Annotated in this window: 19 protein-coding genes; 4 read left to right on the top strand and 15 right to left on the bottom strand. The window is 69.0% G+C overall.

Going from position 1 to position 23,913, the window contains the following annotated elements:
* Window positions 1–31 precede the first annotated feature (31 nt).
* Together ABE483_RS09715 and ABE483_RS09710 are read right to left on the bottom strand one after the other, a co-directional pair.
* Window positions 32–940 carry an NAD(P)/FAD-dependent oxidoreductase gene (locus tag ABE483_RS09715; protein ID WP_313209457.1) on the bottom strand — a complete coding sequence of 303 codons (909 nt, stop codon included), beginning with the start codon at window positions 938–940 and terminating at the stop codon, window positions 32–34.
* Window positions 930–1,382: an Rrf2 family transcriptional regulator gene (locus tag ABE483_RS09710; RefSeq protein ID WP_313219329.1), complete on the bottom strand. Its 453-nt coding sequence runs from the start codon at window positions 1,380–1,382 to the stop codon at window positions 930–932. The genes ABE483_RS09715 and ABE483_RS09710 overlap by 11 nt, the downstream gene beginning before the upstream one ends.
* A 181-nt stretch (window positions 1,383–1,563) precedes the next feature.
* Between ABE483_RS09710 and ABE483_RS09705 the strand changes: the two genes are divergently transcribed.
* Entirely contained in the window at window positions 1,564–3,696 is a 2,133-nt protein-coding gene (locus ABE483_RS09705; RefSeq protein ID WP_346481589.1) for a methyl-accepting chemotaxis protein, read from the top strand.
* Between the two features lie 75 nt (window positions 3,697–3,771).
* Here the strand turns inward: ABE483_RS09705 and ABE483_RS09700 are convergent, their stop codons facing one another.
* Window positions 3,772–4,674: a LysR family transcriptional regulator gene (locus ABE483_RS09700; RefSeq protein ID WP_102788681.1), complete on the bottom strand. Its 903-nt coding sequence runs from the start codon at window positions 4,672–4,674 to the stop codon at window positions 3,772–3,774.
* A gap of 126 nt (window positions 4,675–4,800) precedes the next feature.
* On the opposite strand from ABE483_RS09700, the gene ABE483_RS09695 reads away from it, so the two are divergent.
* On the top strand, window positions 4,801–6,015 hold the full coding sequence (locus ABE483_RS09695; protein WP_313219325.1) for an MFS transporter: 1,215 nt from the start codon (window positions 4,801–4,803) through the stop codon (window positions 6,013–6,015).
* 133 nt (window positions 6,016–6,148) lie between these two features.
* Complete coding sequence (gene dkgB, locus ABE483_RS09690) at window positions 6,149–6,952, top strand: 2,5-didehydrogluconate reductase DkgB (RefSeq protein WP_346465679.1); 804 nt, start codon at window positions 6,149–6,151, stop codon at window positions 6,950–6,952.
* A gap of 57 nt (window positions 6,953–7,009) precedes the next feature.
* Here dkgB and ABE483_RS09685 read toward each other — a convergent pair whose 3' ends face one another.
* The 3 genes from ABE483_RS09685 to mgtE are packed head-to-tail and all read right to left on the bottom strand — an operon-like array spanning window position 7,010 to window position 11,909.
* Window positions 7,010–7,708, bottom strand: a complete 699-nt coding sequence (locus ABE483_RS09685) for an alpha/beta hydrolase (RefSeq protein ID WP_346481588.1) — start codon at window positions 7,706–7,708, stop codon at window positions 7,010–7,012.
* Between the two features lie 47 nt (window positions 7,709–7,755).
* Complete coding sequence (locus ABE483_RS09680) at window positions 7,756–10,485, bottom strand: bifunctional acetate--CoA ligase family protein/GNAT family N-acetyltransferase (RefSeq protein WP_313219320.1); 2,730 nt, start codon at window positions 10,483–10,485, stop codon at window positions 7,756–7,758.
* Between the two features lie 53 nt (window positions 10,486–10,538).
* Entirely contained in the window at window positions 10,539–11,909 is a 1,371-nt protein-coding gene (gene mgtE / locus ABE483_RS09675) for a magnesium transporter (RefSeq protein WP_070469987.1), read from the bottom strand.
* 345 nt (window positions 11,910–12,254) lie between these two features.
* On the opposite strand from mgtE, the gene ABE483_RS09670 reads away from it, so the two are divergent.
* Window positions 12,255–14,060 carry a monovalent cation:proton antiporter-2 (CPA2) family protein gene (locus tag ABE483_RS09670; RefSeq protein ID WP_346481587.1) on the top strand — a complete coding sequence of 602 codons (1,806 nt, stop codon included), beginning with the start codon at window positions 12,255–12,257 and terminating at the stop codon, window positions 14,058–14,060.
* 72 nt (window positions 14,061–14,132) lie between these two features.
* Here the strand turns inward: ABE483_RS09670 and ABE483_RS09665 are convergent, their stop codons facing one another.
* From ABE483_RS09665 to ABE483_RS09625, 9 genes are all read right to left on the bottom strand, one after another.
* Window positions 14,133–17,468, bottom strand: coding sequence for an ankyrin repeat domain-containing protein (locus ABE483_RS09665; RefSeq protein WP_346481586.1), 3,336 nt, complete (start codon window positions 17,466–17,468; stop codon window positions 14,133–14,135).
* Window positions 17,461–17,727 carry a YcgL domain-containing protein gene (locus ABE483_RS09660; protein ID WP_019185480.1) on the bottom strand — a complete coding sequence of 89 codons (267 nt, stop codon included), beginning with the start codon at window positions 17,725–17,727 and terminating at the stop codon, window positions 17,461–17,463. The genes ABE483_RS09665 and ABE483_RS09660 overlap by 8 nt, the downstream gene beginning before the upstream one ends.
* A gap of 247 nt (window positions 17,728–17,974) precedes the next feature.
* Window positions 17,975–18,412, bottom strand: coding sequence for an excinuclease ATPase subunit (locus ABE483_RS09655; RefSeq protein WP_313209482.1), 438 nt, complete (start codon window positions 18,410–18,412; stop codon window positions 17,975–17,977).
* Window positions 18,413–18,488: 76 nt separating this feature from the next.
* Window positions 18,489–19,730, bottom strand: a complete 1,242-nt coding sequence (locus tag ABE483_RS09650; RefSeq protein WP_346481585.1) for a beta-ketoacyl-ACP synthase — start codon at window positions 19,728–19,730, stop codon at window positions 18,489–18,491.
* Window positions 19,730–20,461, bottom strand: coding sequence for a 3-ketoacyl-ACP reductase FabG2 (locus tag ABE483_RS09645; RefSeq protein ID WP_313209486.1), 732 nt, complete (start codon window positions 20,459–20,461; stop codon window positions 19,730–19,732). Before ABE483_RS09645 ends, ABE483_RS09650 begins: the two co-directional genes overlap by 1 nt.
* Window positions 20,458–20,913, bottom strand: a complete 456-nt coding sequence (locus ABE483_RS09640) for a hotdog family protein (RefSeq protein ID WP_313209488.1) — start codon at window positions 20,911–20,913, stop codon at window positions 20,458–20,460. The genes ABE483_RS09645 and ABE483_RS09640 overlap by 4 nt, the downstream gene beginning before the upstream one ends.
* A 2-nt stretch (window positions 20,914–20,915) precedes the next feature.
* Window positions 20,916–22,103 (bottom strand): beta-ketoacyl-[acyl-carrier-protein] synthase family protein, encoded by a 1,188-nt coding sequence (locus ABE483_RS09635; RefSeq protein ID WP_346481584.1) that lies wholly within the window; start codon window positions 22,101–22,103, stop codon window positions 20,916–20,918.
* The gene (locus ABE483_RS09630; protein WP_313219313.1) at window positions 22,100–22,651 is read right to left on the bottom strand and encodes a DUF3261 domain-containing protein; all 552 of its coding nucleotides are present in this window, start codon (window positions 22,649–22,651) and stop codon (window positions 22,100–22,102) included. Before ABE483_RS09630 ends, ABE483_RS09635 begins: the two co-directional genes overlap by 4 nt.
* Window positions 22,639–23,880, bottom strand: coding sequence for an NAD(P)/FAD-dependent oxidoreductase (locus tag ABE483_RS09625; RefSeq protein WP_313209496.1), 1,242 nt, complete (start codon window positions 23,878–23,880; stop codon window positions 22,639–22,641). The genes ABE483_RS09630 and ABE483_RS09625 overlap by 13 nt, the downstream gene beginning before the upstream one ends.
* Window positions 23,881–23,913: the final 33 nt, after the last annotated feature.

Raw genomic sequence — 23,913 nt, 5'->3', positions numbered from 1 at the left:
TCGGTTTCCGGCCCGGCCGAGCGCCCTCGCCTTATCGGCTGGCCCGGCTGTCTTCGGCGACCAGCGCGTGGTGCAGGCTGACCCCGGCGCGCACGCCTTCGGCACTGGCCAGGCTGATGTTGCCGACCAGCGTTGCATCGCCTGCGGCGTAGATGCCGGGCACGCTGGTCTGCTTGCCCGGGTCGACCTGGACCAGCACGCCGATCGGGCTGTTCTCCAGCACGCAGCCCAGCTGTTCCACCAGGGGTGTCGCCATGTGCTGGCGCGCGGTGACGAACAGCGCGCGCAGTTCAACCCGGCGGCCATCGGCGAGCACGGCAGCGCTCAGCGCCGGTGCCTCGCCTTCGAGACCGATCACGGCCTCGTGCTCGATGCTGACCCCGCGGTGCTGCAGGGCAGCGCGTTCTTCCGGTGCCAGTGTCATGCCGTGCGCGAACAGGGTGACGTTGCCCCAGTCCGCGAGCAACGCGGCCATCGTCGCGGATTTCTCATGCCCGCCCAGCAGGCCGATCGCGCCGCCGCCGATTTCATAGCCATGGCAGTACGGGCAGTGCACCACGCTGTGGCCCCAGCGCTCGGCCAGGCCGGGCAGTTCGGGCAGTTCATCGGCGATGCCGGTGGCCAGCAGCAGCTTGCGCGTGGCCCAGGTGTCACCGTTCGCGGTGCCGACCACGAAACCATCCACGGTCGGCTCGGCCGTGCTGACCGTATCGTTGACCCAGCGCACCGTCGGGTAGTCCAACAGCTGCGCCTTGGCGTTGCGCAGCAGCTCGGCACCGGCGATGCCATCCTGGCCCAGCACGCCCTGGGAATGGGCGGCGAAGCGGTTGCGGGGCAGGCCGCTGTCGATCACCAGGATCTCGCGGCGCGCACGCGCCAGGATCAGGGCAGCGGACAGGCCGGCGAAGCTGCCGCCGACGACAATCGCATCAAACCTCATGGGGAACTCCTGCAGCATGGTGGGCCAGGTGGCGGGCGAATTCCTCGCCCAGCGTGGCCAGGGTGGTGTCACGCAGGCGGGCCTCGAGCAGCGCCTGGGCCTGGCGGTAACTGTCGTCCAGCGCCTCGTTGACCACGCGCTGCACCGGGCAGCCGCGCCCGGTCTCGCGCGCGCCGGTGTGCAGCAGGGCGGGCGCACCGATGGCGACATACACGTCGTGCAGGGTGATCTGCGCCGGCTCCCGGGCGAGTTGGGCGCCGCCCCCGTGGCCACGCACGGTGGTCACCAGACCGCCTTTGTTCAGGGCCGACAGCAGACGGCGGATCACCACGGGATGGGTCGGCAGGCAGGTGGCGAGCTGCTCGGAGGTGCGCGGACCGTCCTGGCCGACCAGATGGGCCATCACGTGCAAGGCGTCTGAGAACTGGTTGCTGGATTTCATGTAACTACATTAGTTACATATTGGTTGCGTGTCCAGTCCTGTTTCGTTCCATATGCGACCAAAATTAATCTACACGCCATCGTCACAACGTTTAATGGAACGGTAACCGTGATTGGCGTCGCACTTCAGCCTGCTTTAGGCAGACCGATACCGCATTGCCCTTCCCCACTTTTCATTTCCCATGACGTCCTCCGCACCGGCGCGTCCACGCGCCCTGAGTCTTCAATTCAAACTGCTGGGCGCGCTGTCGCTCGGCCTGGTCATCATCGTGCTGGCGGCCCTGGCCGGGCTGGGGTCGGCCTGGCGGAACCTGTCGGCCGAGGTGCCCGTCGAGGTCGCCCGCAAAGCGCAGGCCGAGCTGCTGCAGCGCGAGTTCCGGCTGCAGGTGCAGGAGTGGAAGAACGTCTTGATCCGGGGCGCCGATGAGGCGCTGCGCGAGCGCCACCTGGCGGCGTTCGATGCGGAAGGACGCCGCATTGAAGCCCTGGCCGGCACGCTGGCGACCAGCCGCGATGAACAGACACGCACGCTGGCCAACCGGTTCCTGGCCGAGCACCGCGCATTGGAGGCCCGCTACCGCGGCGCGTTGGAGGCATTCGCGGCCAGTGGCTATGACACCCAGGCCGGCGACGCGCTGGTGCGCGGCGCCGACCGCGCCGTGGGCGCCACGCTGGATGCCTTGGCCGCGCGCGCCAGCGAACGAGCCGAGTACGAGACCGGTGCAACGGCCGAGCGCGCCCGCGCCGCGCTGGTCGCCTCGGCCATGGTCACGGCGCTGGCGGCGCTGGTGCTGCTGGCCGTGCTCACCCTGTGGCTGCGGCGCGCGGTGATCGCCCCGGTGGTCGCGGTCGAAGCCGCAGCCCGCGCGGTGGCACGCGGCGATCTGGAGCATGTGGTGGTGGTGCGCAGCGGCGATGAGATCGGTCGCCTTGGCACCGCGATGCGCGAGGTTACCCAGACCCTGAAGGGCGTGCTGGCCGCGCAGGCGACGATGGCGCAGCGCCACGACGCCGGTGAGATCAGCTACCGCATGGACGCCACGGCATTCCCGGGCGGCTATGGGCAGATGGTCAGCGACACCAACACCCTGGTCGCCAACCACATCCAGGTGAAGCTGCGGGCGATCGAGATCATGGGCCACTACGCGGTCGGTGATCTATCGGTGGACATGGAACGCCTGCCCGGCGAGAAGGCGGTGATCACCCAGGCGCTGGATACCGCCAAGGCCAACCTCGGTGCCATCAATGCCGAGATCAAACGATTGGCGGCGGCAGCGGCCGTGGGCGATTTCAGCCAGCGCGGCGATGAGGCACGCTACCAGCACGACTTCGGCGAGATGGTCGGCGGTCTCAACCGCCTGATGCAGACCACCGAGCAGGATCTGGGCGAGGTCTCGCGCGTGCTGCAGGCGATCGCCGGGGGTGATCTCAGCGCGCGCATGCGCGGCGACTTCCACGGGGTGTTCGCGCGCATGCGCGATGACATGGCGCGTACCACCGGTCAGCTGACCACCATCGTCGGCGACATCAAGCACGCCGCGCAATCGATCCAGACCGCCGCCGGCGAGATCGCCGCGGGCAACAGCGACCTGTCGCGCCGTACCGAACAGCAGGCCGCCAACCTGGAAGAAACCGCCGCCTCGATGGAGGAACTCACCTCCACCGTGCGCCAGAACGCCGAGCACGCGCGCCAGGCCAACCAGCTTTCGCTCAACGCCGCCTCGGTCGCCTCGCAAGGCGGTGAGGTGGTCGGCCAGGTGGTCACGACGATGGGGGCGATCCAGGCCTCGTCGCGGCAGATCGCCGAGATCATCAGCGTCATCGACGGCATCGCGTTCCAGACCAACATCCTGGCGCTCAACGCTGCCGTGGAAGCGGCGCGCGCCGGCGAGCAGGGCCGCGGCTTTGCGGTGGTCGCCAGCGAAGTGCGCACGCTGGCGCAGCGCTCGGCCAGCGCGGCCAAGGAGATCAAGGGGCTGATCGATCAATCCGTCGCCGATGTCGACAGCGGTGCCGCGCTGGTGCAGCAGGCCGGGCAGACCATGGGCGAGATCGTCGGCAGTGTGCAGCGCGTCACCGACATCATGGCCGACATCGCAGCGGCCTCGCAGGAACAGTCCGCCGGGATCGAGCAGGTCAACCAGACCGTGGTGCAGATGGACGAGACCACGCAGCAGAACGCAGCGCTGGTGGAAGAAGCTTCGGCGGCAGCGCGCAGCATGGAAGAGCAGGCGCTGGCCCTGAACGCGGCGGTGGATGTGTTCGTGCTGGATGCCGGGCGCGGTGCGGTGACCGGATTGGCGCGCGCGGCGTGATGCAGCCGTAGTGCCGGCCGCTGGCCGGCAACCGCACGCAGTGGGCATCGCGAGGGAGCCGGCCAGCGGCCGGTACTACCGGACGTAAGGGGTACCCACCATGGCCTCGGCCAGGTGATCGAGGAAGGAGCTGATCCGCGCCGAGACCGCCGTGTTGCGGTAGTACACGGCGTGGATCGGCTGGCGGACCTCCACGGTGATATCCGGCAGCACCTGCACCAGGGCGCCGGCTTCGCGGTCACGGTGGGTCATGAAATCAGACAGGCTGACGATCCCGACCCCTTCCAGCGCCAGCCGGCGCAGTGTTTCGCCGCTGGAGACCGCCACCGCCGGGCGCACGTGCAGCAGCGCGTCGGTCGCGCCGGGCAGCGGCCAGTGGTTGAGCGAGTCAGGCTCGTTGAAGCCGAGCAGGGTGTGCTCGGTCAGTGCCGCCACGTCGCGCGGGGTGCCGTGCTGCTCCAGATACGCCGGGCTGGCCATCACGCGCAGCCGGCTGTGGGCCAGCGGCCGCGCATGCAGGGTGGAATCGGCCAATGGCCCGATACGGATGGCCACATCGGTGCGCCGCTCCAGCAGATCGATGTAGCGCTCGCTGCTGTTGAGCTCCAGCGCCACCTCGGGATAGCGCGCGCGGTAGCTGGCCACCAGCGGGGCGATCACGTGCAGGACGAACGGCATCGCCGCATCCACGCGCAGGCGCCCGGCCGGTCGCTGACGGCGTGCGGCGATCTGCTCTTCGGCCGCTTCCACCGAGGCCACGATCGCGCGGGCCTGGGCCAGGAAAGCGTCGCCCTCCTCGGTCAGCTGCAGGCGACGGGTCGTCCGCGTGAGCAGGGTGGTGCCGAGCTTTTCTTCCAGCCGACCCAGCGCGCGGCTGACCCCGGAGGTGGTCTGGCCCAGCTGTTCGGCGGCGGCGGTGATCGACCCGCTGTCGATCACGGCGATGAAGGCCTGCATTTCATCGAGGGTGGTTTTCATGGCGGCGGCCCGGCGGAGACGCTCCATTATTGACCATGGAGCAACAGTGATTGGCGTGAAGGCCGCTTTTTCCGCAAGAGTGCGGCGCGCAGACTGCGCAGCCTCACTCCCCACCGGTATCCGTCCATGTCCCGTGGTATCCCCTTGGCCTTGTTGGCGTTGACGCTGGGTGCGTACGCCATCGGCACGACTGAATTCGTCATCGTCGGCCTGATCCCGACGATCGCCGCCGACCTCGGCGTCACCCTGCCCTCGGCCGGCCTGCTGGTGTCGCTGTATGCGCTTGGCGTGGCGGTCGGTGCGCCGGTGCTCACCGCGCTGACCGGCCGGGTGCCACGCAAGACCCTGCTGGTCGCGCTGATGCTGCTGTTCACCCTCGGCAATGTGATCGCCTGGATGGCTCCGGGCTACGGCTCGCTGATCGTGGCGCGCGTGCTGACCGGCCTGGCGCACGGTGTGTTCTTCTCGATCGGCTCGATCATCGCCACCTCGGTGGTGCCCAAGGAAAAGGCCGCCAGCGCGATCGCGATCATGTTCACCGGCCTCACCGTGGCGCTGGTCACCGGCGTGCCGCTGGGCACCTTCATCGGCCAGCACCTGGGCTGGCGGGCCACCTTCCTGGCCGTGGCCGCGCTCGGCGTGATCGCGCTGATCGGCAGCCTGCTGTTCGTGCCGCGCAACCTGCAGCGCAGCGCGCCGGCCACGTTCGGCCAGCAGCTCGCCGTGCTCGCACAGCCGCGCCTGCTGCTGGTGTATGCGATCACCGCACTCGGCTACGGCGGCACCTTCCTCTCCTTCACCTACCTGGCCTCGATCCTGCAGGACGTGACCGGTTTCTCGGCCAATGCGGTCAGTGGCGTGCTGCTGGTCTACGGCGTGTCGGTGGCGATCGGCAACCTGTGGGGCGGCCGCCTGGCCGACCGCCGCGGCCCGATCCCGGCCCTGAAGCTGATCTTCGCGTTGCTGGCCGCCGTGCTGTTCTTGCTTACCTTCACCGCCTACAACACCTGGTTGGTGCTGCTGACCGTGCTCGCGCTGGGTGCGGTGGCGTTCGGCAACGTGCCGGGCCTGCAGGTGTACGTGGTCAAGCAGGCACAGCGGTTCGCCCCGCAGGCCGCCGACGTGGCGTCGGGCCTGAACATCGCCGCCTTCAACGTCGGCATCGCGCTCGGTGCTTCGCTGGGGGGCCTGGTGGTCGACCACTTCGGCCTGATGCATACCCCGTGGCTGGGCGCGCTGGTGGTGATGGGCGCCTTTGGCCTGACCGCGTTGAGCGGCCGCCTGGACCGCCGCGATGGGGTGGCCGACCGCGCCGAAGGCATCGCCGTGAGTGCGCATTGAGGGATCCCGGTCGCGGACCCGTGACAGCAGCCGACCAACGGTCGGCTCTACCTGACAGCCGACCAACGGTCGGCTCTACCGTCGCTTTACGGTGCACGGCGTAGCCTGCACCTCACCCCATGAAGGAGTTTCCATGAGCATTCCCGCCTTCGGCCTCGGCACCTTCCGCCTGAAGGGCCAGACCGTGATCGACTCGGTGCGCAACGCACTGGACGTCGGCTACCGCGCCATCGATACCGCGCAGATCTACGAGAACGAAGCCGAGGTCGGCCAGGCCATCGCCGAGTCCGGCGTGGCGCGCGAAGCTCTGTTCCTGACCACCAAGATCTGGATCGCCAACTTCCACCACGACGCGCTGCTGGAGAGCCTGCACGAGAGCCTGCGCAAGCTGCGCACCGACCACGTCGAGCTGACCTTGATCCACTGGCCGTCGCCGAAGGATGCGGTGCCGATGGCCGAGTATCTCGGTGCACTGGCCGAGGCCAAGTCGCAGGGCCTGACCCGCCAGATCGGCATCTCCAACTTCACCATCGCCCAGACCCGCCAGGCCATCGAGATCCTCGGTGCCGATGCAATCGCGACCAACCAGATCGAAGTCCACCCCTACCTGCAGAACCGCGCGCTGATCGCGTTCCTGAAGGAACAGGGCATCGCTGTCACCGCCTACATGAGCCTGGCCTACGGCGAAGTGCTCAAGGACCCGGTGATCCAGGCCATCGCCGCGCGCCACCAGGCCACCCCGGCCCAGGTCGCGTTGGCGTGGGCGCTGCAGCAGGGCTTTGCGGTGATTCCGTCCTCGACCAAGCGCGACAACCTGGCCGGCAACCTGTTGGCCGCCGATCTGCGCTTGAGCGATGAGGACATGGCGCAGATCGCCACGCTGGATCGCGGGCATCGCCTGGCGAACCCTGAGGCGATTGCGCCAGCCTGGGATTGACCGGTAGCGCCCGACCGTTGGTCGGGCGTGGTGGGCATGCCGACCAACGGTCGGCACCTACCCCTGCAACCACGCGCGCAGTGCCGCGCTGACCTCGTCGGGCTTCTCCATCGGGGCCAGATGGCCACAATCGGGCAGCGCCACCAGGGTTGAATCCGGCACCAGCGCATGCATCGCCTCGCTGATCGCCAGCGGGGTGATGCGGTCGTTCGCACCGCATACGATCAACAGCGGATCGCGGTATCCGGCCAGCACGTCATGGCCATCCACCCGGTCCAGTGCGCTCTGGCGCAGGAACACCTCCGCGCCCAGCCGCGCGGTCATGTCGCGTACGCGCTGCACCAGCACATCGTCATCCAGCCGCGAGGCATCGATGTAGCTGCGCATCAACGTGTCACCGAAGCCGTGGAATTTTCCGGGCAGCCGCACGCTTGCCTGCTGCGTCCTCCGTTGCGCGGCGCGCTCGGGCGAGTCGGCATGGATCGAGGTATCGATCAGGGCCAGCCGCAGCACCCGCTCCGGCGCGGTGCGCAGAATCTGCTGGGCGACGAAACCGCCGAGGGAGAACCCGGCCAGGGCAAAGCGCGCCGGTGCCTGCGCCAGCACGTCATCGACCACGGCCTGCATCGTCTCGCCGCGGGTCTGGTCGCCCACGATGCAGTCGGCGATATCGGACAGGTCGGCGATCTGCGCACGCCAGAGTTCAGCGTCGTTGAGCAGGCCGGGGAGCAGCAGCAGGGGGAGGCGGTCGGTCATCCCGTATTGTCGCCCCGCCCACGTGCACGCGCCGTACCGCGATCGGCTCAGTGCGTTGCAGGATCGGGCGCCTGCGGCACCTGTACGTCCTGCACCGGCAGGGTCACCACCATCACCGTCGAATCGTCCGGGTCGAGCCGGGTCTTGAAGCCCAGGCTCTGGCACATCGCCAGCATGGTGCTGTTCTCGCGCAGCACCTGGCCTTCGATGATGTTCAGGCCCAGCCATTGCGCGTACTCGATCATGATCGCCATCAACCGCCAACCGATGCCGTGGCCCTTGAGGTCGGAGCGGATCAGGATGCCGTACTCGCCACGGTCGTAGTCCGCATCGGCGTGCAGGCGCACCGCGCCGAGCATGTCGCCGCTGCGCGGGTCGATGGCCACCAGCGCGATGGAACGCGCGTAGTCGAGCTGGGTCAGGCGCGCGATGAACTCGTGGCTGAAGTGCTTCACCGACTGGAAGAAGCGCAGCCGCAGGTCGTCATCGGTGACGCGCGCGAAGAAGGCACGGAACAGCGCGTCGTCCTCGGGGCGGACCGGGCGTACAAAGGCGGGGGCGCCGTCGGACAGGGTGATGGTGCGCTCCCACTCCTTCGGGTACGGAAACACCGCGAAACGTGGGTGGCCGCGGCCCTTGTGCAGCTTGCGCGACGGTTCGATCGCCACGCGCGCATCGAGTGCGATCACCCCGTCGCGGTCGGCCAGCAGCGGATTGATGTCGAGCGTGCGGATCTCGGGGATGTCGGCGGCAAGCTGGGCGAGCTTGACCAGGATCAGCGCAACCGCGCGTTCGTCGGCGGCCGGAACATCGCGGTACGCCTTGAGGATGCGTGAGACCCGCGTGCGGCCGATCAGTTCATGCGACAGGCGCAGGTCCAGCGGTGGCAGGGCGATCGCCTTGTCGTCGATCACTTCGACCGCAGTGCCGCCACGGCCGAATACGATCACCGGGCCGAAGGTCGGGTCATCGGCAATACCCGCGATCAACTCGCGCGCCTTGGGCCGCACGATGGTCGGCTGCACCAGCACGCCATCGATACGCGCATCGGGCCGCTTTTCATGCGCGCGCGCGATGATCGAGGTCGCCGCCGCATGCACGGATTGCAGGGTACCGAGGTTCAGACGCACGCCGTCGACATCGGACTTGTGCGGGATGTCGGCCGAGAACACCTTGATCGCCACCGTGGCGCCCTGCTCCAGCAATGGCTGGGCCAGGTCCATCGCCTCGTGGGCATCACGGGCCTGCATCACCGGCGCGGACGGAATGCCGTAGGCGCTGAGCAGCTGGTGGGTGGCGATCGGGTCCAGCCACTGCTGGCCGGCGGCCAGTGCGGTCTCCACCAGCGCGCGCGCCCCGGCGGTATCGACCACGAAATCCTCGGGCAGGCTGGGCGGGGTTTCCATCAACGCGGCCTGCGCGTCGCGGTAGCGCACCAGATGCTGGAAGCCGCGCACGGCCTCCGCTTCGGTCGGGTAGGTCGGCACGCGCGCGGCATTGAGCGTGGCGGTGGCACGATCGTCGTTGCCCAGCCACACCGCGAACACCGGCTTGTCGCGGTGGTGGCGCGGGCGCAGGCCGAGCGTGCGGGTCAGGGCCTGCGCGGCATCGGCCGAGGAGGTGAACGCGGTCGGCACGTTGACCACCAGCACGGCGTCGTTCTCGGTATCGGACATCAGCGCTTCGATCGCCGCGGCGTAGCGGTCGCCATCGGCATCGACCACGATGTCGACCGGATTGCTGCGCGACCAGCCTTGCGGCAGCACCGCATCGAGCTGGGCGACGGTGGCCGGCGACAGCTCGGCCAGGCTGCCGCGCAGGGCCAGCAGCTGGTCCACCGCCAGCCGCCCCACCCCACCGCCGTTGCTCAGGATCGCCAGGCGACGGCCCGGGAAGGTGCCGAGCCGGCCCAGTGTTTCGGCCGCGGTGAACAGCTCATCCAGCGCGCTGACGCGCAGCAGGCCCGCACGGTTGAATGCCGCACCGTACACCGCATCGGCGCTGGCCAGCGCCTGCACGTGGGTATCGGCATCGGGATTGATGCGGATGTGGCGGCCGGATTTGACCACCACCACCGGCTTGGCGCGCGCAGCGGCACGCGCGGCGGACATGAACTTGCGCGCATCGCGGATGTGCTCGACGTACAGCAGGATCGCGCGGGTGCGGTAATCGGTGGCGAAGTAATCGAGCAGATCGCCGAAGTCGACATCCAGGGTGTCGCCGAGCGAGACCACAGCGGAGAAACCGACCGAGCGCGCCACGCCCCACTCCACCAGGGCCGCGGCAATCGCACTGGATTCGGAGATCAGGGCCAGATCGCCGGCCTGCGGGAAGTGCGCGGCGATGCTGGCGTTCAAGCGTGCATGCGGCGCGATCACGCCCAGGCAGTGCGGGCCGAGAATACGCAGGCCCTTGGGCCGGGCGGCGGCCTCCACCTGCGCGGCCAGCGAGCCCGGGCCTTCGCCCAGGTTGGCCGTCAGAATGATCGCCGCGCTGACACCGCGCTCGGCGGCCGTGGCCACCACCTGCGGCACGATGCTGGCCGGGGCGGTGATCACCACCAGCTCGGGCACCCAGTCCAGATCCTTGAGCCGCTTCACGGTGCGGATGCCGTCGATCTCGCTGTAACGCGGATTGATCCAGGCCACCTTGCCGGTGAAGCCGGTGCCGCGCAGATTGCGCATCACTGCGCGGCCAGCGGAGCGTTCACGTGGGCTGCCGCCGATCACGGCGACCGACTGCGGGCGGAAGACGGCTTGCAGGTGGTAGGTGCTCATGCGATCAGACAGTAACAGGGACGGGGGTGGTTATTAACCACCCCCCGTCCCTGTCAAAGGAGGGTGCCGCGCAGGATCATCGCGGCGATGCTGAAGTAGATGACCAGGCCGGTAACATCGACCAGCGTGGCCACGAACGGGGCCGAGGCGCTGGCCGGGTCGAAGCCCAGGCGCTTGAGGATGAAGGGCAGCATCGAGCCGGACAGCGAGCCGAAGGTGACGATGCCGACCAGGGCCGCGCCGATGGTCAGTGCCAGCAGCTGCCAGTGCTCGCCGTAGTCGTGCAGGCCCAGCAGCTGCCAGGACACGATGCGGATGATCGCCAGCACGCCCAGGATCGCGCCCAGGGTGATGCCGGTCGGCACCTCGCGCAGCGCCACCTTCCACCAGTCACGCAGGCGCAGCTCGCGCAGGGCCAGGCTGCGGATCAGCAGCGAAGTGGCCTGCGAGCCGGAGTTGCCGCCCGAGCTCATGATCAGCGGGATGAACAGCGTCAGCACCACCGCGCGTGCCAGCTCGTCCTCGTAGTGCTGCATCGCGCTGGCGGTCAACATTTCGCCGAGGAACAGCACGCTGAGCCAGCCGGCCCGCTTGCGCAGCATCTCGAAGAAGCCGATCTGCATGTACGGCTTTTCCAGCGCCTCCATACCGCCGAACTTGTGCACGTCCTCGGTGGATTCTTCGATCAGGGCATCGAGGATGTCATCCACCGTAACGATGCCAAGCACATGGTGCTGCGCGTCGACCACCGGAATCGCGAGCAGGTCGTGGCGGCGGATCAGCTGCGCCACCTCTTCCTGATCCAGCTGCACCTCCACCGTTACCGGCGGGTTGACCTGGGCAACGTCGAGGATGGGTTCCTCGGGCAGCCCGGTGATCAGCCGGCGCATGGTCACCACCTGCACCAGCGCGCGGGTGTGCGGGTCCAGCACATAGATCGCGTAGACGGTCTCGCGGGTGCGCTCGACCTCGCGGATGTGCTGCAGGGTGCGGCCGACCGTCCAGTCCGAGGGCACGCTGACGAACTCGGTGGTCATCAGCGCGCCGGCGGTGTGCGCCGGGTAGCTCAGTAACTGCTGGATCGCCTTGCGCGCCTCCGGGCTGAGCAGCGGGATCAGGCGCGCGCGTTCGTCCTCGTCCAGCTCGTGGACGATATCGGTGGCGCGGTCATCGGCCATCAGCCCGAGCAGGGCGGCGGCGCGGGCCACCGGCATGGCCGCCACGAGATCGCCGCCGCGGTTGAGCTCGGGCTGCTCGAGCATCTTCACCGCGCGCGGCAACGGCAACGCGGCCAGCGTGTCGGCGGCGCGCGACAGGCTCAGCGTGTTGAGGAATTCCACCGCATCGGCGGTGTTGAAATTATCGAGGGGTGCGCTCAACGAGGCGGCATCGGCCACCGGGCGCAGCAGGTCTTTCTGGTTCATCGTATTCGCCTGTGGGTATCGCATTGCGCGACGCCAACGCTGGCGAACCGACCCGTGTCAGGCGGTCGCCATCGCTGGCGTCGAGCAAGGTCGACTTCTACTGTCGCTGGACATGGGTTGGGGACTCCGGAAGGGTTTACTGCCGACGGCGGACGCCAGCAGCGGCGGGCAGTCTGGACCCGGGTGTGACGCAGGTCAACCCTTGTGCGGGACGCCGTTCCGGTGGGAGTCGCCTTCCGCACCCATCGCGGTCGCATAATGGCGCGTGGCCCCGGCCACAGGCCCCGGTCCGCCCGGGGAGGCTTTCCACCCGCACGGCACACGACCCCATGAGCAGGTTCCCCCATGCATAGCGGCGCGCTCGAGCTGGCCCTGGTGCTGCTGCTGGCCGCGGTGATCGCGGTGCCGGTGTTCAAAAAACTCGGCCTGGGCGCGGTGCTTGGCTATCTGGCGGCTGGCGTGGTGCTCGGCCCGGATGGCCTGGGTTTCGTGCAGGACGCCGACCGCATCCTCAGCGCCGCCGAGATCGGCGTGGTGATGCTGCTGTTCGTGATCGGCCTGGAGCTGTCGCCCGCCCGCCTGAAGGTGATGCGCCGCTCGGTGTTCGGTGCCGGCGCACTGCAGGTCGCGCTGAGTGCCCTCGTGCTGGGCAGCCTGCTGATGCTGGATCACTTCCAGTGGAAGAGCGCGTTGATCGTCGGCATCGCGCTGGCACTGTCCTCCACGGCGGTCGGGCTGCAGCTGCTGTCCGAACACAAAGCGATCAACAGCGATTACGGGCGCCTGGGCTTCGCCATCCTGCTCTTCCAGGATCTGATCGCGATCCCGTTGCTGGCGGCGATTCCGCTGCTCGGCGGTGCGCGCAACGACACTCTGCAGTGGAACGACGTGGCGATCGCGATCGGCGCGCTGGCGGTGGTGATCCTGTGCGGACGGCCGGTGCTGCGCCGGCTGTTCAACATCATCGCGCGCACGCGCAGCCCGGAGGTGTTCACCGCCACCGCGCTGCTGGTCGTGCTCGGCACCGCATGGTTCATGCAGGAGGCCGGGCTGAGCCCGAGCCTGGGCGCGTTCCTGGCCGGTGTGCTGTTGTCCGATTCGGAATTCCGCCACGAGCTGGAATCGCAGATCGAACCGTTCAAGGGCCTGCTGCTCGGCCTGTTCTTCATCGCCGTGGGCATGGGCATCGACCTGGACCGCATCGTCGCCGAGCCGATGATGATCGCCGCCGGCGTGGCGATCCTGCTGGTGGTCAAGTTCGGCCTGCTGTTCGGCATCGGCAAGCTGGCCAAGCTGCGCACGCGCCACGCGGTGCTGCTGGGCAGCGTGCTGTGGCTGGGCGGCGAGTTCGCCTTCGTGGTGTTCAACGAAGCCCAGCGCGCGCACCTGCTTGGCAGTGCCAACCATGATCGGCTGGTGGCGATTGTCGGCCTGTCGATGGCGATCACGCCGCTGTTGATGATCGGCCTGATCCGCCTGCTGGGCCGCGATGACGGTCCCAAGGCGCCGGCCCAGCCCGCCGACAAGGTCGACATCACCGATGTACAGCCGCAGGTGATGATCGCCGGCATGGGCCGCTTCGGCCAGGTGGTGGCGCGCCTGCTGACCGCGCAGAAGATCCCGTTCGTGGCGCTGGAGTCCAATCCGGATACGGTCTCGGACCTGCGCCGCTTCGGCAACAAACTCTATTACGGCGACCCGACCCGGCCGGAGATGCTGCGCGCCGCCGGCGGCGAGCACATCCGCGTCTACGTGGTCACACTGGATGATCCGGACGCCAACATGCGGGCCACGCGGCTGATCCGGCGCATGTATCCCAATGCGGTGGTGCTGGTGCGCGCACGCAACCGCCAGCATGCGTGGCGGCTGATGGACATGTCCGCCGAGCCGTTCCGCGAGGTGTTCGGCACCAGCCTGGAACTGAGCGAACGGATGCTGATCGCGCTCGGCATGTCGGTGGAGACCGCACGCAGCCATGTGCAGCGCTTCCGCGAGCATGACGAGAAGCTGCTGCGCGATCAGTACCTTGTCTACGACGACGAAGCGGCGGTGATCCAGACCTCGCGCGATGCGCGCGCGGACCTGATGCATCTGTTCGAGGCGGATGCGGAGAGTGATGGGAACGGTGTGGACGGCAACCCGCCGCGTTGATGAACCTGCAGGTGCACCTGCCCGTGCCTCATTGAGCGCTGCCGGCCAGCGGCCGGCACTACCAGGCGGGGCTCAGCCGTTATCGCGCAGGAACCGGGCCATCGAGGACACGCCCGGTACCAGCGGTTCGAATTCGCCGGCGACGTCGATGAAACCACGCATCACCGCGATCTCGCGCGGGCTGCGGTTGAGTGCGTCGCGCACGTCCGGGTCGGCGCCGGCACGCAGCAGGCGCTGCACCAGCAGCGGTAGGCCGTGCAGGGCCGCCAGATGCAGCGGGCCGAAGCCACGCGGATCCCGCACGTCCAGCGAGACCTCTTCGTCCAGCAGGCGCTCCACCGCGGCGAGCACGATCTGCTCGTCGCAGGCGGTGCCCGGTTCGGCGCGGGCGCCGAGCAGCAGCAGCAACGGCGTGACCGAGCCGGCGGCAGCCTGGTCCGGTTCGGCGCCGGCCAGCAGCAGGGTGTCGAGCAGGGCCAGCAGACGCGAGCGGTCGCGCGCACTGAAACCGTATAGCGCGGCGCAGTGCAGCGGGCCGAGCTGCTGGGCATCGCCCGCATGGACGTTGGCACCGGCGGTGAGCAGACGCGAAACAATGTCCGGCAGGCCCAGCGCCGAGGCCAGCATCAGCACGGTGACCCCGCCCGGCAGGCGGTATTCCAGTTCGGCACCGGCATCGAGCAGGGCCGAGACGATATCGATCTGGCGCATGCTGACCGCCGCCGACAGCGGCGTCGCACCGCTGGCCGCGGCGTGCTGCGGATTCGCACCACGGGTGAGCAGCAGGTCGACCACGGCCAGGTGCCCGCCACCGGCGGCACGCAGCAGCGCGGTGCAGCCTTGGGCGTCGACCACATCCACGGCGAAACCGAGATCGATCAGGCGACGCACGGCATCGGCGTCACCGGCCATCGCGGCCGCCGGCAGGTCGCCGTCGCGCAACGCGCGGCGCGGCAGCGGCCACACCCGCCAGTCCAGCCAGTCGGCCAGATCGCGGCGGCCGATCGACAGCGCCACGCCCAGCGGGGTCTGGCCGTCGGCGGCGCGGGCTTCGGGTGAGGCGCCCTGCTGCACCAGCAGCTTGATCGAGCCTTCGCGCGCGAGCGCGGTGGCCAGATGCAGGGCGGTCATGCCATGGCTGTCGCGCGCTTCGCGGTCCACGCCTTGAGTGAGCAGCGCCTGCTGCAGCCGCAGCCAGCCCAGCCGCACGGCCAGCGACAGCGGCGGATCGCCGGCCGGCGATGGCGCGAACGGATCCGCGCCGCGTTCCAGCAGTTCAAGTGCAAGCTGTTCCAGCCCGCGTGAGGCGTGGTCGTGCTGGGCGCAGGCGCTCAGCAGACGCGCCAGGCCACCGCGACCGGCCGGGGACACGCCACGGCGCAGCAGCACCTGCAGCGCCGGCACCGCGTCGATGCCCCGCGCCAGCAGCGCGAACATCGGGGTATCACCGCACGCATCCAGCACTTCCGGCGCCGCGCCGTGCGCGAGCAGCCAGTCCAGCGCCTGCGGATCCAGCGCCAGTTCGGCGTCGTGCAGCAGCGCACCCAGTTCCTCCGGCGCGCACAGGCGGGCCAGCGCGGCCATGCCCTCCACGTTGCCGAAGCTCAGCGCTTCACGCAGCAGTTCCAGTGGCGGACGGTCCGGCAGCGAGGGCGAGGCCGTGTCCCCGTCGCCGGACATCACCAGCCCATCGCTGACCGCGGACGGCAGCGGATAGGCGGGATCCAGCAGCGAGACGATCGCCCAGCGCCCGGCACCGGCGGCGATATCCACGGCACGGCGGCCCTGCGGGTCGGCCACGTCCACGGCGATGCCCAGATCACGCAGGCGGCGCACCAGCAGTGGCGAGACGTTGTCGGCCATGCAGGCCAGCAGCACCGCGTTGCGGCCTTCGCCATCAACCGCATTGAGATCGGGGTGGTGCGGCAGCAGGTGTTCGACCACGCCGGCCCGACCACCGCGCGCGGCTTCGAGCCACGGCGTGCGCGCCAGTCCGTCGCGGGCTTCCAGATTGGCGCCGGCGGCGAGCAGCACATCGATGATGTCGACATGGCCGGCCAACGCGGCTTCGTGCAGCGCGCTGCGGCGCTGGCGGTCACGCGCATCGGCGCGGGCCTTGTGCTTGAGCAGCAGCTGCACACCGGCGGGATCGTCTTCTTCGGTGCCCGCGGCCGCCAGCAGCACGGGCGTTCCCTCGGCCGGCTCGGTCTTGGCCCCGCGTTCCAGCAGGAACTTGGCCAGGCGCCAGTTGCCCACCTGGCAGGCCACCGCCAGCGGTGACCAGCCATCGTCGTTCAGCGCGTCCACTTCGGCAGCGGCGTCGCGCAGCAACGCGGCGACGCCGGGATCGGAGCTGCGCGCGGCGTGGTGCAGGGGGGTGTTGCCTTCGCTGTCCACTGCACGCGGGTCGGCGCCGTTGGCGAGCAGGGTCATCACCGCCTCGGGGCGGCCATGCCAGCTGTCGCGGGTGGCGGCCAGCAGCGGGGTCATGCCGCGGTGCGGCGCATTGACCCCGACGCCGCGGGCAATCAGTTCACGCAGCAGCCGCAGGTCAGGCAGCACCGCGGCGAGCACCGCCAGGCTGCGCTGGTCGCGCCAGGCCGGGTCGGGCAGGCCGTGCGGATCGGCGCCGGCCTGCAGCAGCTGCAGGGCGCGGTCGACCCGGCCGCTGCGCGCGGCGTCATACAGCGCCGGCTGTTGTTCGTGCAGGCCGATCGATTCGAGCGGCTTGGGCTCGGGGTATGGCTCGGCAAAGGGATCGGCGCGGTCGCCGCGCGTCTCGGCCGGCACCGGCGCACCCAGGCTCGTCGCCGGCGCGATCGCCTGCAGCAGCACGTGCGCCAAGGGCGAGAGCAGCACGACCGCAGCGGCGATCGGCCAATGCAGCGCGTCCGACACCAGGCCCGGCCACGCCGGCAGCACCACCAGCGCGCACACCAGCACCACCAGTGCGGCCACGGCCAAGCCGCGCCAGGCGGTCAGGTCGCGTCCGGCCAGGGTCTGCCAATGCCGGGCCAGACTGCCCTCGCTGCGTTCCACGTCATTCCACAACGGCCAGGTTCGCCAGACCCCGAGCAGCGCGGCACTGACCGCCACGCTCAGGCCAAGCACGGCGGCCAGGCTGCCGCTGTCGTGCAGTGCGTTCAGCGGCCAGGCCACCAGCAGGGTCAGCAGCAGCGGGCCAAGGGACCACAGCGCCAACAGCGCGGGCGCGTCGTGGCGGGCCACTTGGGGCAATGGCTGCAGCGGGCGCGTCCGGCGCCACCACGATACCGCCAGCGCGAACGCCGGCTGGGCCAGCGCGGCGCACACCGCACCGGGCACGCCACCGACGGCCGCGGCCAGGGCCAGCAGCACACCGAGCGCGGCAGCGGAGGCAACAGCGCGAGGGCGTTGGGAGTCAGTCATTGCGTCGCGGGAACCGGACCGGCGCCAACGGGGGCGGCGGCAGCTGCAGGTGGAATCCACGCTCGGTCAGGTTCTGGCGCACTTGTGCGGCATCGACCTGGGCAAGGCGACGGTCGGGAGTCAGGGCCACTTCGAGAACGAACTGGAACGGCGCCAGCGAGGCCTTTACCGCGTCAGGGATGACCGAGAAGTCATCACGAACGGCGAGATAGACGAAGCTGTCCTGCTTGCGTTGGCTTTTATAGACGTAGGCTTGCATGCCGCAGGGCTTTGCCCAGGGTAGTGAATGACAATGATTGTGGAGGAAAGCCGGCACAGGTGAAAGCCGCGTGCACTGTCCACCGTCGGTTTTCCGTCGCGCGACAGCGTCAGGTTCATCAATGTCGCGATGTCGTTCAGCTGGGCGCCGCTGCAGTCTGCCCGCGCCGCCGTGATGAATGCGTATCTGCGGCGGCCTGGGCAGGGGGCAGCCGACCACCGCCGGGTGAGGCGGTGGCCGTGTCTGCTTACTTCACCTTGGCGTAGGTGCCCTTCAGTGCCACGCCGGCCAGGATCGCGCCCGCATAGCATTCGTAGTTGGTGGTGCTCTTGAACTCGTTCTTCTTGTAATAGCTGACGATGTCGACCACCGCATTGGCACCGCGCGACTTGGCACCGTCCTGCAGCGCGCGCAGCGCCGACAGGGCCACCCAGCGGCAAGCGTCGGCATCGCTCTTGTTGGCGGCGTTGGTCTTCTTGTTGGTCACATCCTCGCCCAGGCGCTGCAGCACGCTGACTTTCTCGCCGGCCAGATAGAACTTCACGCTGCCGTCGATGCCGACGTTGCGGGCTTCGGCGGAATTGACCAGCTCATGCAGCGACTGCTCCACGCGGGTATCGCGGGCCTGGGCGGTGCCGGCGACGGCGAGCAGGGCGGTGGCGGCCATCAGGGCAAAACGACGCATTCAACTTTCTCCTTGTTGGTGGGACGCGAGGGGTCTACGGAAACGGCCGGCCCGCACGGCAGGCCGGAAACAGCGGTCAGTCCTGCCAGCGGCGGAAGATCAACGAGGTGTTGATGCCACCGAAGGCGAAGTTGTTGCTCATGACGTAGTCGGTCTGCAACGCGCGGCCTTCGCCATCGATGTAATCCAGCACGCCGCAGCGCGGATCGACCTCGTGCAGATTCAGGGTCGGGGCGAACCAGCCGTCACGCATCATCTCGATGCTCAGCCAGGCCTCGAACGCGCCGCAGGCACCGAGCATGTGGCCGACGTAGCTCTTGAGCGAACTGATCGGCATGCCCGGGCCGAACACCTGGTGGGTGGCCTGGGTTTCGGCGATGTCGCCGTGCTCGGTGGCGGTACCGTGCGCGTTGACGTAGCCGATCCGATCGGCGGCCAGGTCGGCGTCTTCCAATGCCAGCCGCATCGCCTGGGCCATGGTGCCGGCGCTGGGCTGGGTGACGTGCTGGCCGTCGCTGTTGGTGCCGTAGCCGACCACTTCGGCCAGGATCGTGGCACCACGCGCCTGTGCATGCTCCAGCTCTTCCAGGATCAGCGTGCAGGCGCCCTCGCCCAGCACCAGGCCATCGCGGTGCGCATCGAACGGGCTGGGCGTGGTCTGCGGCGCGTCATTGCGCACGCTGGTGGCGAACAGGGTGTCGAACACCGCCGCGGCGGTGGCATCAAGCTGCTCGGCACCACCGGTGACCATCACCGTCTGCTTGCCGCTGCGGATCGCTTCATAGCCCGAACCCACGCCCTGGCTGCCCGAGGTACAGGCGCTGGAGGTGGTGTAGACGCGGCCGGACAAGCCGAAGAACACGCCGATGTTCACCGGCGAGGTGTGGCTCATCATCTTCAGGTAGGTGGTGGCGCTGATGCCTTCGGTGGTGTGCTCATGGAGCATGCGGCCGAACTCGGCGGTGGCCTCGTGGCTGCCCGAGGACGAGCCGTAGGCCACGCCGGCCATGCCACTGCGCAGCACAGGGTGGCCGACCAGGCCGGCTGCCTCCAGCGCCAGCTCGGTGGCACGCACCGACATCACCGCCACCTTGCCCATGCTGCGGGTGGTCTTGCGGTTGTAGTTGGCCGGGAGCTCGAAATCCTCGGCTGGCGCGGCCAGGCGGGTATTGAGGCCATCAAACACTTCCCACTCGGGGATGTAGCGCACCGCGTTGGTCCGCGCCTGCAGGCGCGCGCGGATGCTCGCCCAATCCTGCCCGAGCGGGCTGATGGCAGCGGCGCCGGTCACCACCACGCGACGATCGGAGCCGGCCATCAGACCATGCCTCCGTTGACCGAGATCACCTGGCGGGTGATGTAGCCGGCCGACTCGGAGAGCAGGAAGGACACGGCCGCAGCGACCTCTTCCGGCTGGCCCAGGCGGTTGGCGGGAATCAGCTTGAGCGCGTGCTCGACGACTTCTTCATTGACCATCTCGGTCTCGATCAGCCCGGGGGCCACGCAGTTGACGGTGATCGCGCGGCTGGCCAGCTCCAGCGCCAGCGCCTTGGTGGCGCCGATGATGCCGGCTTTGGCCGCACTGTAGTTGGTCTGGCCGCGGTTGCCGACCAGGCCGGACACCGAGGACAAGGTCACGATGCGGCCCGGTTTGCGCCGGCGCACCAACGGCATCACCAGTGGGTGCAGCACGTTGTAGAAGCTGTCCAGGTTGGTGTGGATGACCGCATCCCAATCCTCGGCCGGCATCGCCGGGAAGGCACCGTCGCGGGCGATGCCGGCATTGCAGACCACCCCGTAATAGGTGCCGTGCTCGGCGATGTCCGCTTCCAGCGCGGTGCGCGCGGCATCGCGGTCGGCCACATCGAACATCAGCACCCGGGCCTGCCGGCCCAGCGCCTGGATCTCGGTCACCACGGCCTGTGCGTCTTCGATGCGGCTGCGGCAATGCACCACCACGTCGAAGCCGTCGCGCGCGCAACGCAGCGCCACGGCACGGCCGATGCCACGGCTGGCGCCGGTCACCAGCACGGTCAAATTCCCTGTCATGCCTCTCCACTCTCCAGATAAGCCGCTGCATCCGTGGGTTGGAACACGGAAACGTTGGCAACTGCCACTTCGATATCGTCCGCCAGGATCCGGCAGGCGAACATGCCCAGGCCATTCTCGCCCAACAGCTCGCAGTTCGCCTCCACCCGCAGGCAGCTCCCGGCGGCAAAGTATGGCCGGTGGGCGGTGTAACGACGGCTGCCGAGCAGGAAGCCGATCGAGGGTTCCGCACCGGTCTGCCAGGCGCGGCACCCGGCCCAGGCGGCGATCGCCTGGGCCATGTATTCGACCCCGACCCAGGCGGGCACGCCGTCGGGGGTGCAGAACAGACCCTGCGTCGGGACGTCCACCTCGACCGCGATGGATTCGTCCTGCCAGGCCACCACGCGGTGGATCAGGCGCATGCTGTCGCGGTGCGGAAGCACGGCGTCGATGTCGGGGGGCAGCGGCATGCTCATCCCTTGGCCAGTGCCAGCACGGCATTGCTGCCGCCAAAGGCAAATGAGTGACTGAGCACGTGCTGCAGCGGCTGCGCGGCATGCGTCCCCGGCGCCACCAGCGCCAGTGCCGGCAAGGCGTCATCGGCCTGTCCATCCCACCAGTGGGTGGGCAACTGCTGGTCGGGGTTGTCGGCCAGCGTCATCCAGCACAGCGCCGCTTCGATCGCGCCGGAGGCACCCAGCGTGTGCCCGGTCAGCGGCTTGGTTGAGCTGGCCGGCACCTGCGTGCCAAGCACGGCGGCGACCGCCTGGCTTTCCATCGCATCGTTGTGGCCGGTGGCGGTGCCGTGCAGGTTCACGTAGTCGATCTGCGCGGGCGTCAGGCCGGCCCGGTCCAGCGCCTGCTGCATCGCATCGATCGCCCCGCGTGCCTGCGGATCCGGCGCGGACATGTGGTGCGCATCGGAGGATTCCCCCCAGCCGGAGAGCCGCACCGGGCCCGGCTCGCGGGTCATCAGGAACAGCGCCGCGCCCTCACCGATGTTGATGCCGTTGCGGTTGACGGAGAACGGATTGCAGCGCGCCGCCGAGACCGACTCCAATGCGCTGAACCCGGCCACGGTGAACCGGCACATCGAATCGGCGCCACCGGCCACCACGGCATCGACCACGCCGGCCTGCAGCAGGCGCGCGGCCGACATCAGCGCCTTGGCGCTGGACGAGCATGCGGTGGAGATCGTCCACGCCGGGCCGGTGCTGCCGATCCGCTCGCGCACGAAGCGCGCGGCGGTGCCCATTTCCTGCTGGGCGTAATGGAAATCGGCCGGCCACACACCATCGCGGTGATGCGTACGCAGTGCATTCTCCGATTCGCCGATGCCCGAGGTGCTGGTGCCGATGATCACCGCCACGCGATCGGCACCGAAACGGGCCACGGCGGCAGCGATGCCCTCGCGGATCTGCTCCAGTGCGGCCTCCAGCAGGCCGTTGTTGCGGCCACGCAGGGCCACCGGCAAGGCGGCCAGGTCCGGCAGCGGCGCATGCACTTCGCCCAGCGCCAGCGTGCGCCCGGGGAGGATCTCAGCGTTGTCGCGCAAACCACCGGGCTGCGCCGCGAACAGGCCGTCGCGCACCTGGGCGCGGTCGGCACCCAGCGCGCAGATCACCCCCAGCTCGTTCAGATAGACCGCGCTACTGCTCACTCTTGGCCCTGCCCCATGTCCATCGATTCGATCACCAGTTCATAGCCCTCGGCCAGGTTGCGCAGGCGCACGCGGCCGTCGGGGAGGCTGTCGCGCACCAGCCAGGGTTTGCCGCCCTGCTCCAGGCTGCGCACGCCATCGGTCTCCTGCAGGGTCCAGCCGGCGGGCAGCGCGGCACGGATCGCCGCCGCCGGCCACAACGCGAACTGCAGGTCGTCCAGCACGCGCTCGCCGCGCACCTGCGGCGGCAGCCAGGGGGCACGGGTCTGTTCAAGATGCTGCCCGTCCCAGACCATGCGCACGCCGGTCTGGCCCATCGCCTGCACCGCCAGCCGCACCTGCTCGGCATCCACTTCCAGCAGCGCATCCAGCTCTCGCTGGTGGCTGCCGAAGCGGAACTGCAGGCGCTGCTGCAGCTGCACCGGTTGCGGCAATGCCGACGGCGCCAGCTGCAGCGTGGGCAGCTGCACCAGCGGTGTGGGCATGCGGGTACTGGCACACGCGGCCAGCAGCAGGCTCAGCAACAGGGTCAGGATCAGGCGCTGCACAGTTCCTCCAGCACGCGCAGGCGCCGGCCGCTGGCATCGGCAACATACGGGTTCTGCGTGTCCCAGGCGTAGCCGGCCAGGATCGAGGAGATCATGCGGCGCACCTCCGGCTGCGGATCGGGATGGTAGATGATCTTCTGGAAGCCACCGGCGTACCAGGCTTCGACAAAGCGACGGAAGGTCTTCACCCCGGCGCGCAGCGGCACCGAGAACGCCTGCTCCCAATCCACCGTCTCACCGGCATGCTCGCGCGCCAGGCACTCGCTGGCCAGCTGCGCCGACTTGAAGGCAATGGTCACGCCCGAGGAGAACACCGGGTCCAGGAACTCGCCGGCATTGCCCAGCAGCGCATAGCCCTCGCCCCACAACGAGGAGACGTTGGCCGAGTACCCGGTGATGGTGCGCACCGGCAGCACCGCCCATTCGGCGTTGCTGAGCAGGCGGGTCAGGTTCGGGTCTTCGCCGACGATGGCCTGCAGCTTCTCCAGATCGGTACCGGGGTAGCGCTCGAAGAAACTCGGCTCGGCGACCACGCCCAGCGAGCAGCACCCATTGGAGAACGGAATCGTCCAGTACCACACGTCCACGTGCTCGGGATGGGTGGTGATCAGGATCTTGTTGCGGTCAAACCCCGCGCCGGCCGGAATGTGGTCACGCACGTGGCAGAAGATCGCGCCGCGCACCGGGAAGTTCGACGGCGACTCCAGCTTCAGCAGGCGCGGCAGCAGCCGGGCGAAACCGCTGGCGTCGAGGATGAAACCGGCCTCGATGGTGTACTCGCTGCCATCCGGGCGGCGCACCTGCACCTGTGCCGGGCGGCCGGGCTGCACCGAGAGCACTTCATCGCCGAAGCGCAGCGTGGCACCCATGCGCTCGGCACCGCGCGCCAGCACATCATCGAAGTCGGCGCGCTGCACCTGGTAGGTGGTGCCCCAGCCCGGCGAGAACTTGTCGCGGAAGTCGAACTCGGTGGTCGCTTCGCCGCGCACGAACGCGGCACCGTTCTTGTACTGGAACCCGGCCTGCACCACATCCTGCAGCAGCCCGGCGGCCTCGATGTACTCCATGCTCTGCGGCAGCAGGCTCTCGCCGATCGAGAAGCGCGGAAACTGCTGGCGCTCCAGGATCAGCACCTGGCGGCCCTGCCTGCGCAGCATCGCGGCGGCCACGGAGCCGGCCGGGCCGGCGCCGATGACCAGGATTTCAGTACGTTCCACCTGCGGGTTCATCGATACATCCTTGATCAGTGCATGAAAGGAAAA

This window comes from Stenotrophomonas sp. TWI602 (assembly GCF_039674045.1).
Taxonomy (GTDB): domain Bacteria; phylum Pseudomonadota; class Gammaproteobacteria; order Xanthomonadales; family Xanthomonadaceae; genus Stenotrophomonas.
The sequence above is the reverse complement of the archived record's forward strand: the minus strand, read 5'-3'. Positions and strand labels throughout refer to the sequence as shown.

Excerpts from the sequence above, each read along its gene's own strand:
- ABE483_RS09625 (WP_313209496.1), bottom strand. The coding sequence starts at position 23,880 with ATGAACCCGCAGGTGGAACGTACTGAAATCCTGGTCATCGGCGCCGGC.
- ABE483_RS09645 (WP_313209486.1), bottom strand. The coding sequence starts at position 20,461 with ATGACAGGGAATTTGACCGTGCTGGTGACCGGCGCCAGCCGTGGCATC.
- ABE483_RS09685 (WP_346481588.1), bottom strand. The coding sequence starts at position 7,708 with ATGACCGACCGCCTCCCCCTGCTGCTGCTCCCCGGCCTGCTCAACGAC.
- ABE483_RS09665 (WP_346481586.1), bottom strand. The coding sequence starts at position 17,468 with ATGACTGACTCCCAACGCCCTCGCGCTGTTGCCTCCGCTGCCGCGCTC.
- ABE483_RS09700 (WP_102788681.1), bottom strand. The coding sequence starts at position 4,674 with ATGAAAACCACCCTCGATGAAATGCAGGCCTTCATCGCCGTGATCGAC.
- ABE483_RS09680 (WP_313219320.1), bottom strand. The coding sequence starts at position 10,485 with ATGAGCACCTACCACCTGCAAGCCGTCTTCCGCCCGCAGTCGGTCGCC.
- ABE483_RS09655 (WP_313209482.1), bottom strand. The coding sequence starts at position 18,412 with ATGCGTCGTTTTGCCCTGATGGCCGCCACCGCCCTGCTCGCCGTCGCC.
- ABE483_RS09695 (WP_313219325.1), top strand. The coding sequence starts at position 4,801 with ATGTCCCGTGGTATCCCCTTGGCCTTGTTGGCGTTGACGCTGGGTGCG.
- ABE483_RS09660 (WP_019185480.1), bottom strand. The coding sequence starts at position 17,727 with ATGCAAGCCTACGTCTATAAAAGCCAACGCAAGCAGGACAGCTTCGTC.
- ABE483_RS09705 (WP_346481589.1), top strand. The coding sequence starts at position 1,564 with ATGACGTCCTCCGCACCGGCGCGTCCACGCGCCCTGAGTCTTCAATTC.
- ABE483_RS09710 (WP_313219329.1), bottom strand. The coding sequence starts at position 1,382 with ATGAAATCCAGCAACCAGTTCTCAGACGCCTTGCACGTGATGGCCCAT.
- ABE483_RS09650 (WP_346481585.1), bottom strand. The coding sequence starts at position 19,730 with ATGGCCGGCTCCGATCGTCGCGTGGTGGTGACCGGCGCCGCTGCCATC.
- ABE483_RS09715 (WP_313209457.1), bottom strand. The coding sequence starts at position 940 with ATGAGGTTTGATGCGATTGTCGTCGGCGGCAGCTTCGCCGGCCTGTCC.
- ABE483_RS09670 (WP_346481587.1), top strand. The coding sequence starts at position 12,255 with ATGCATAGCGGCGCGCTCGAGCTGGCCCTGGTGCTGCTGCTGGCCGCG.
- mgtE (WP_070469987.1), bottom strand. The coding sequence starts at position 11,909 with ATGAACCAGAAAGACCTGCTGCGCCCGGTGGCCGATGCCGCCTCGTTG.
- ABE483_RS09640 (WP_313209488.1), bottom strand. The coding sequence starts at position 20,913 with ATGCCGCTGCCCCCCGACATCGACGCCGTGCTTCCGCACCGCGACAGC.
- dkgB (WP_346465679.1), top strand. The coding sequence starts at position 6,149 with ATGAGCATTCCCGCCTTCGGCCTCGGCACCTTCCGCCTGAAGGGCCAG.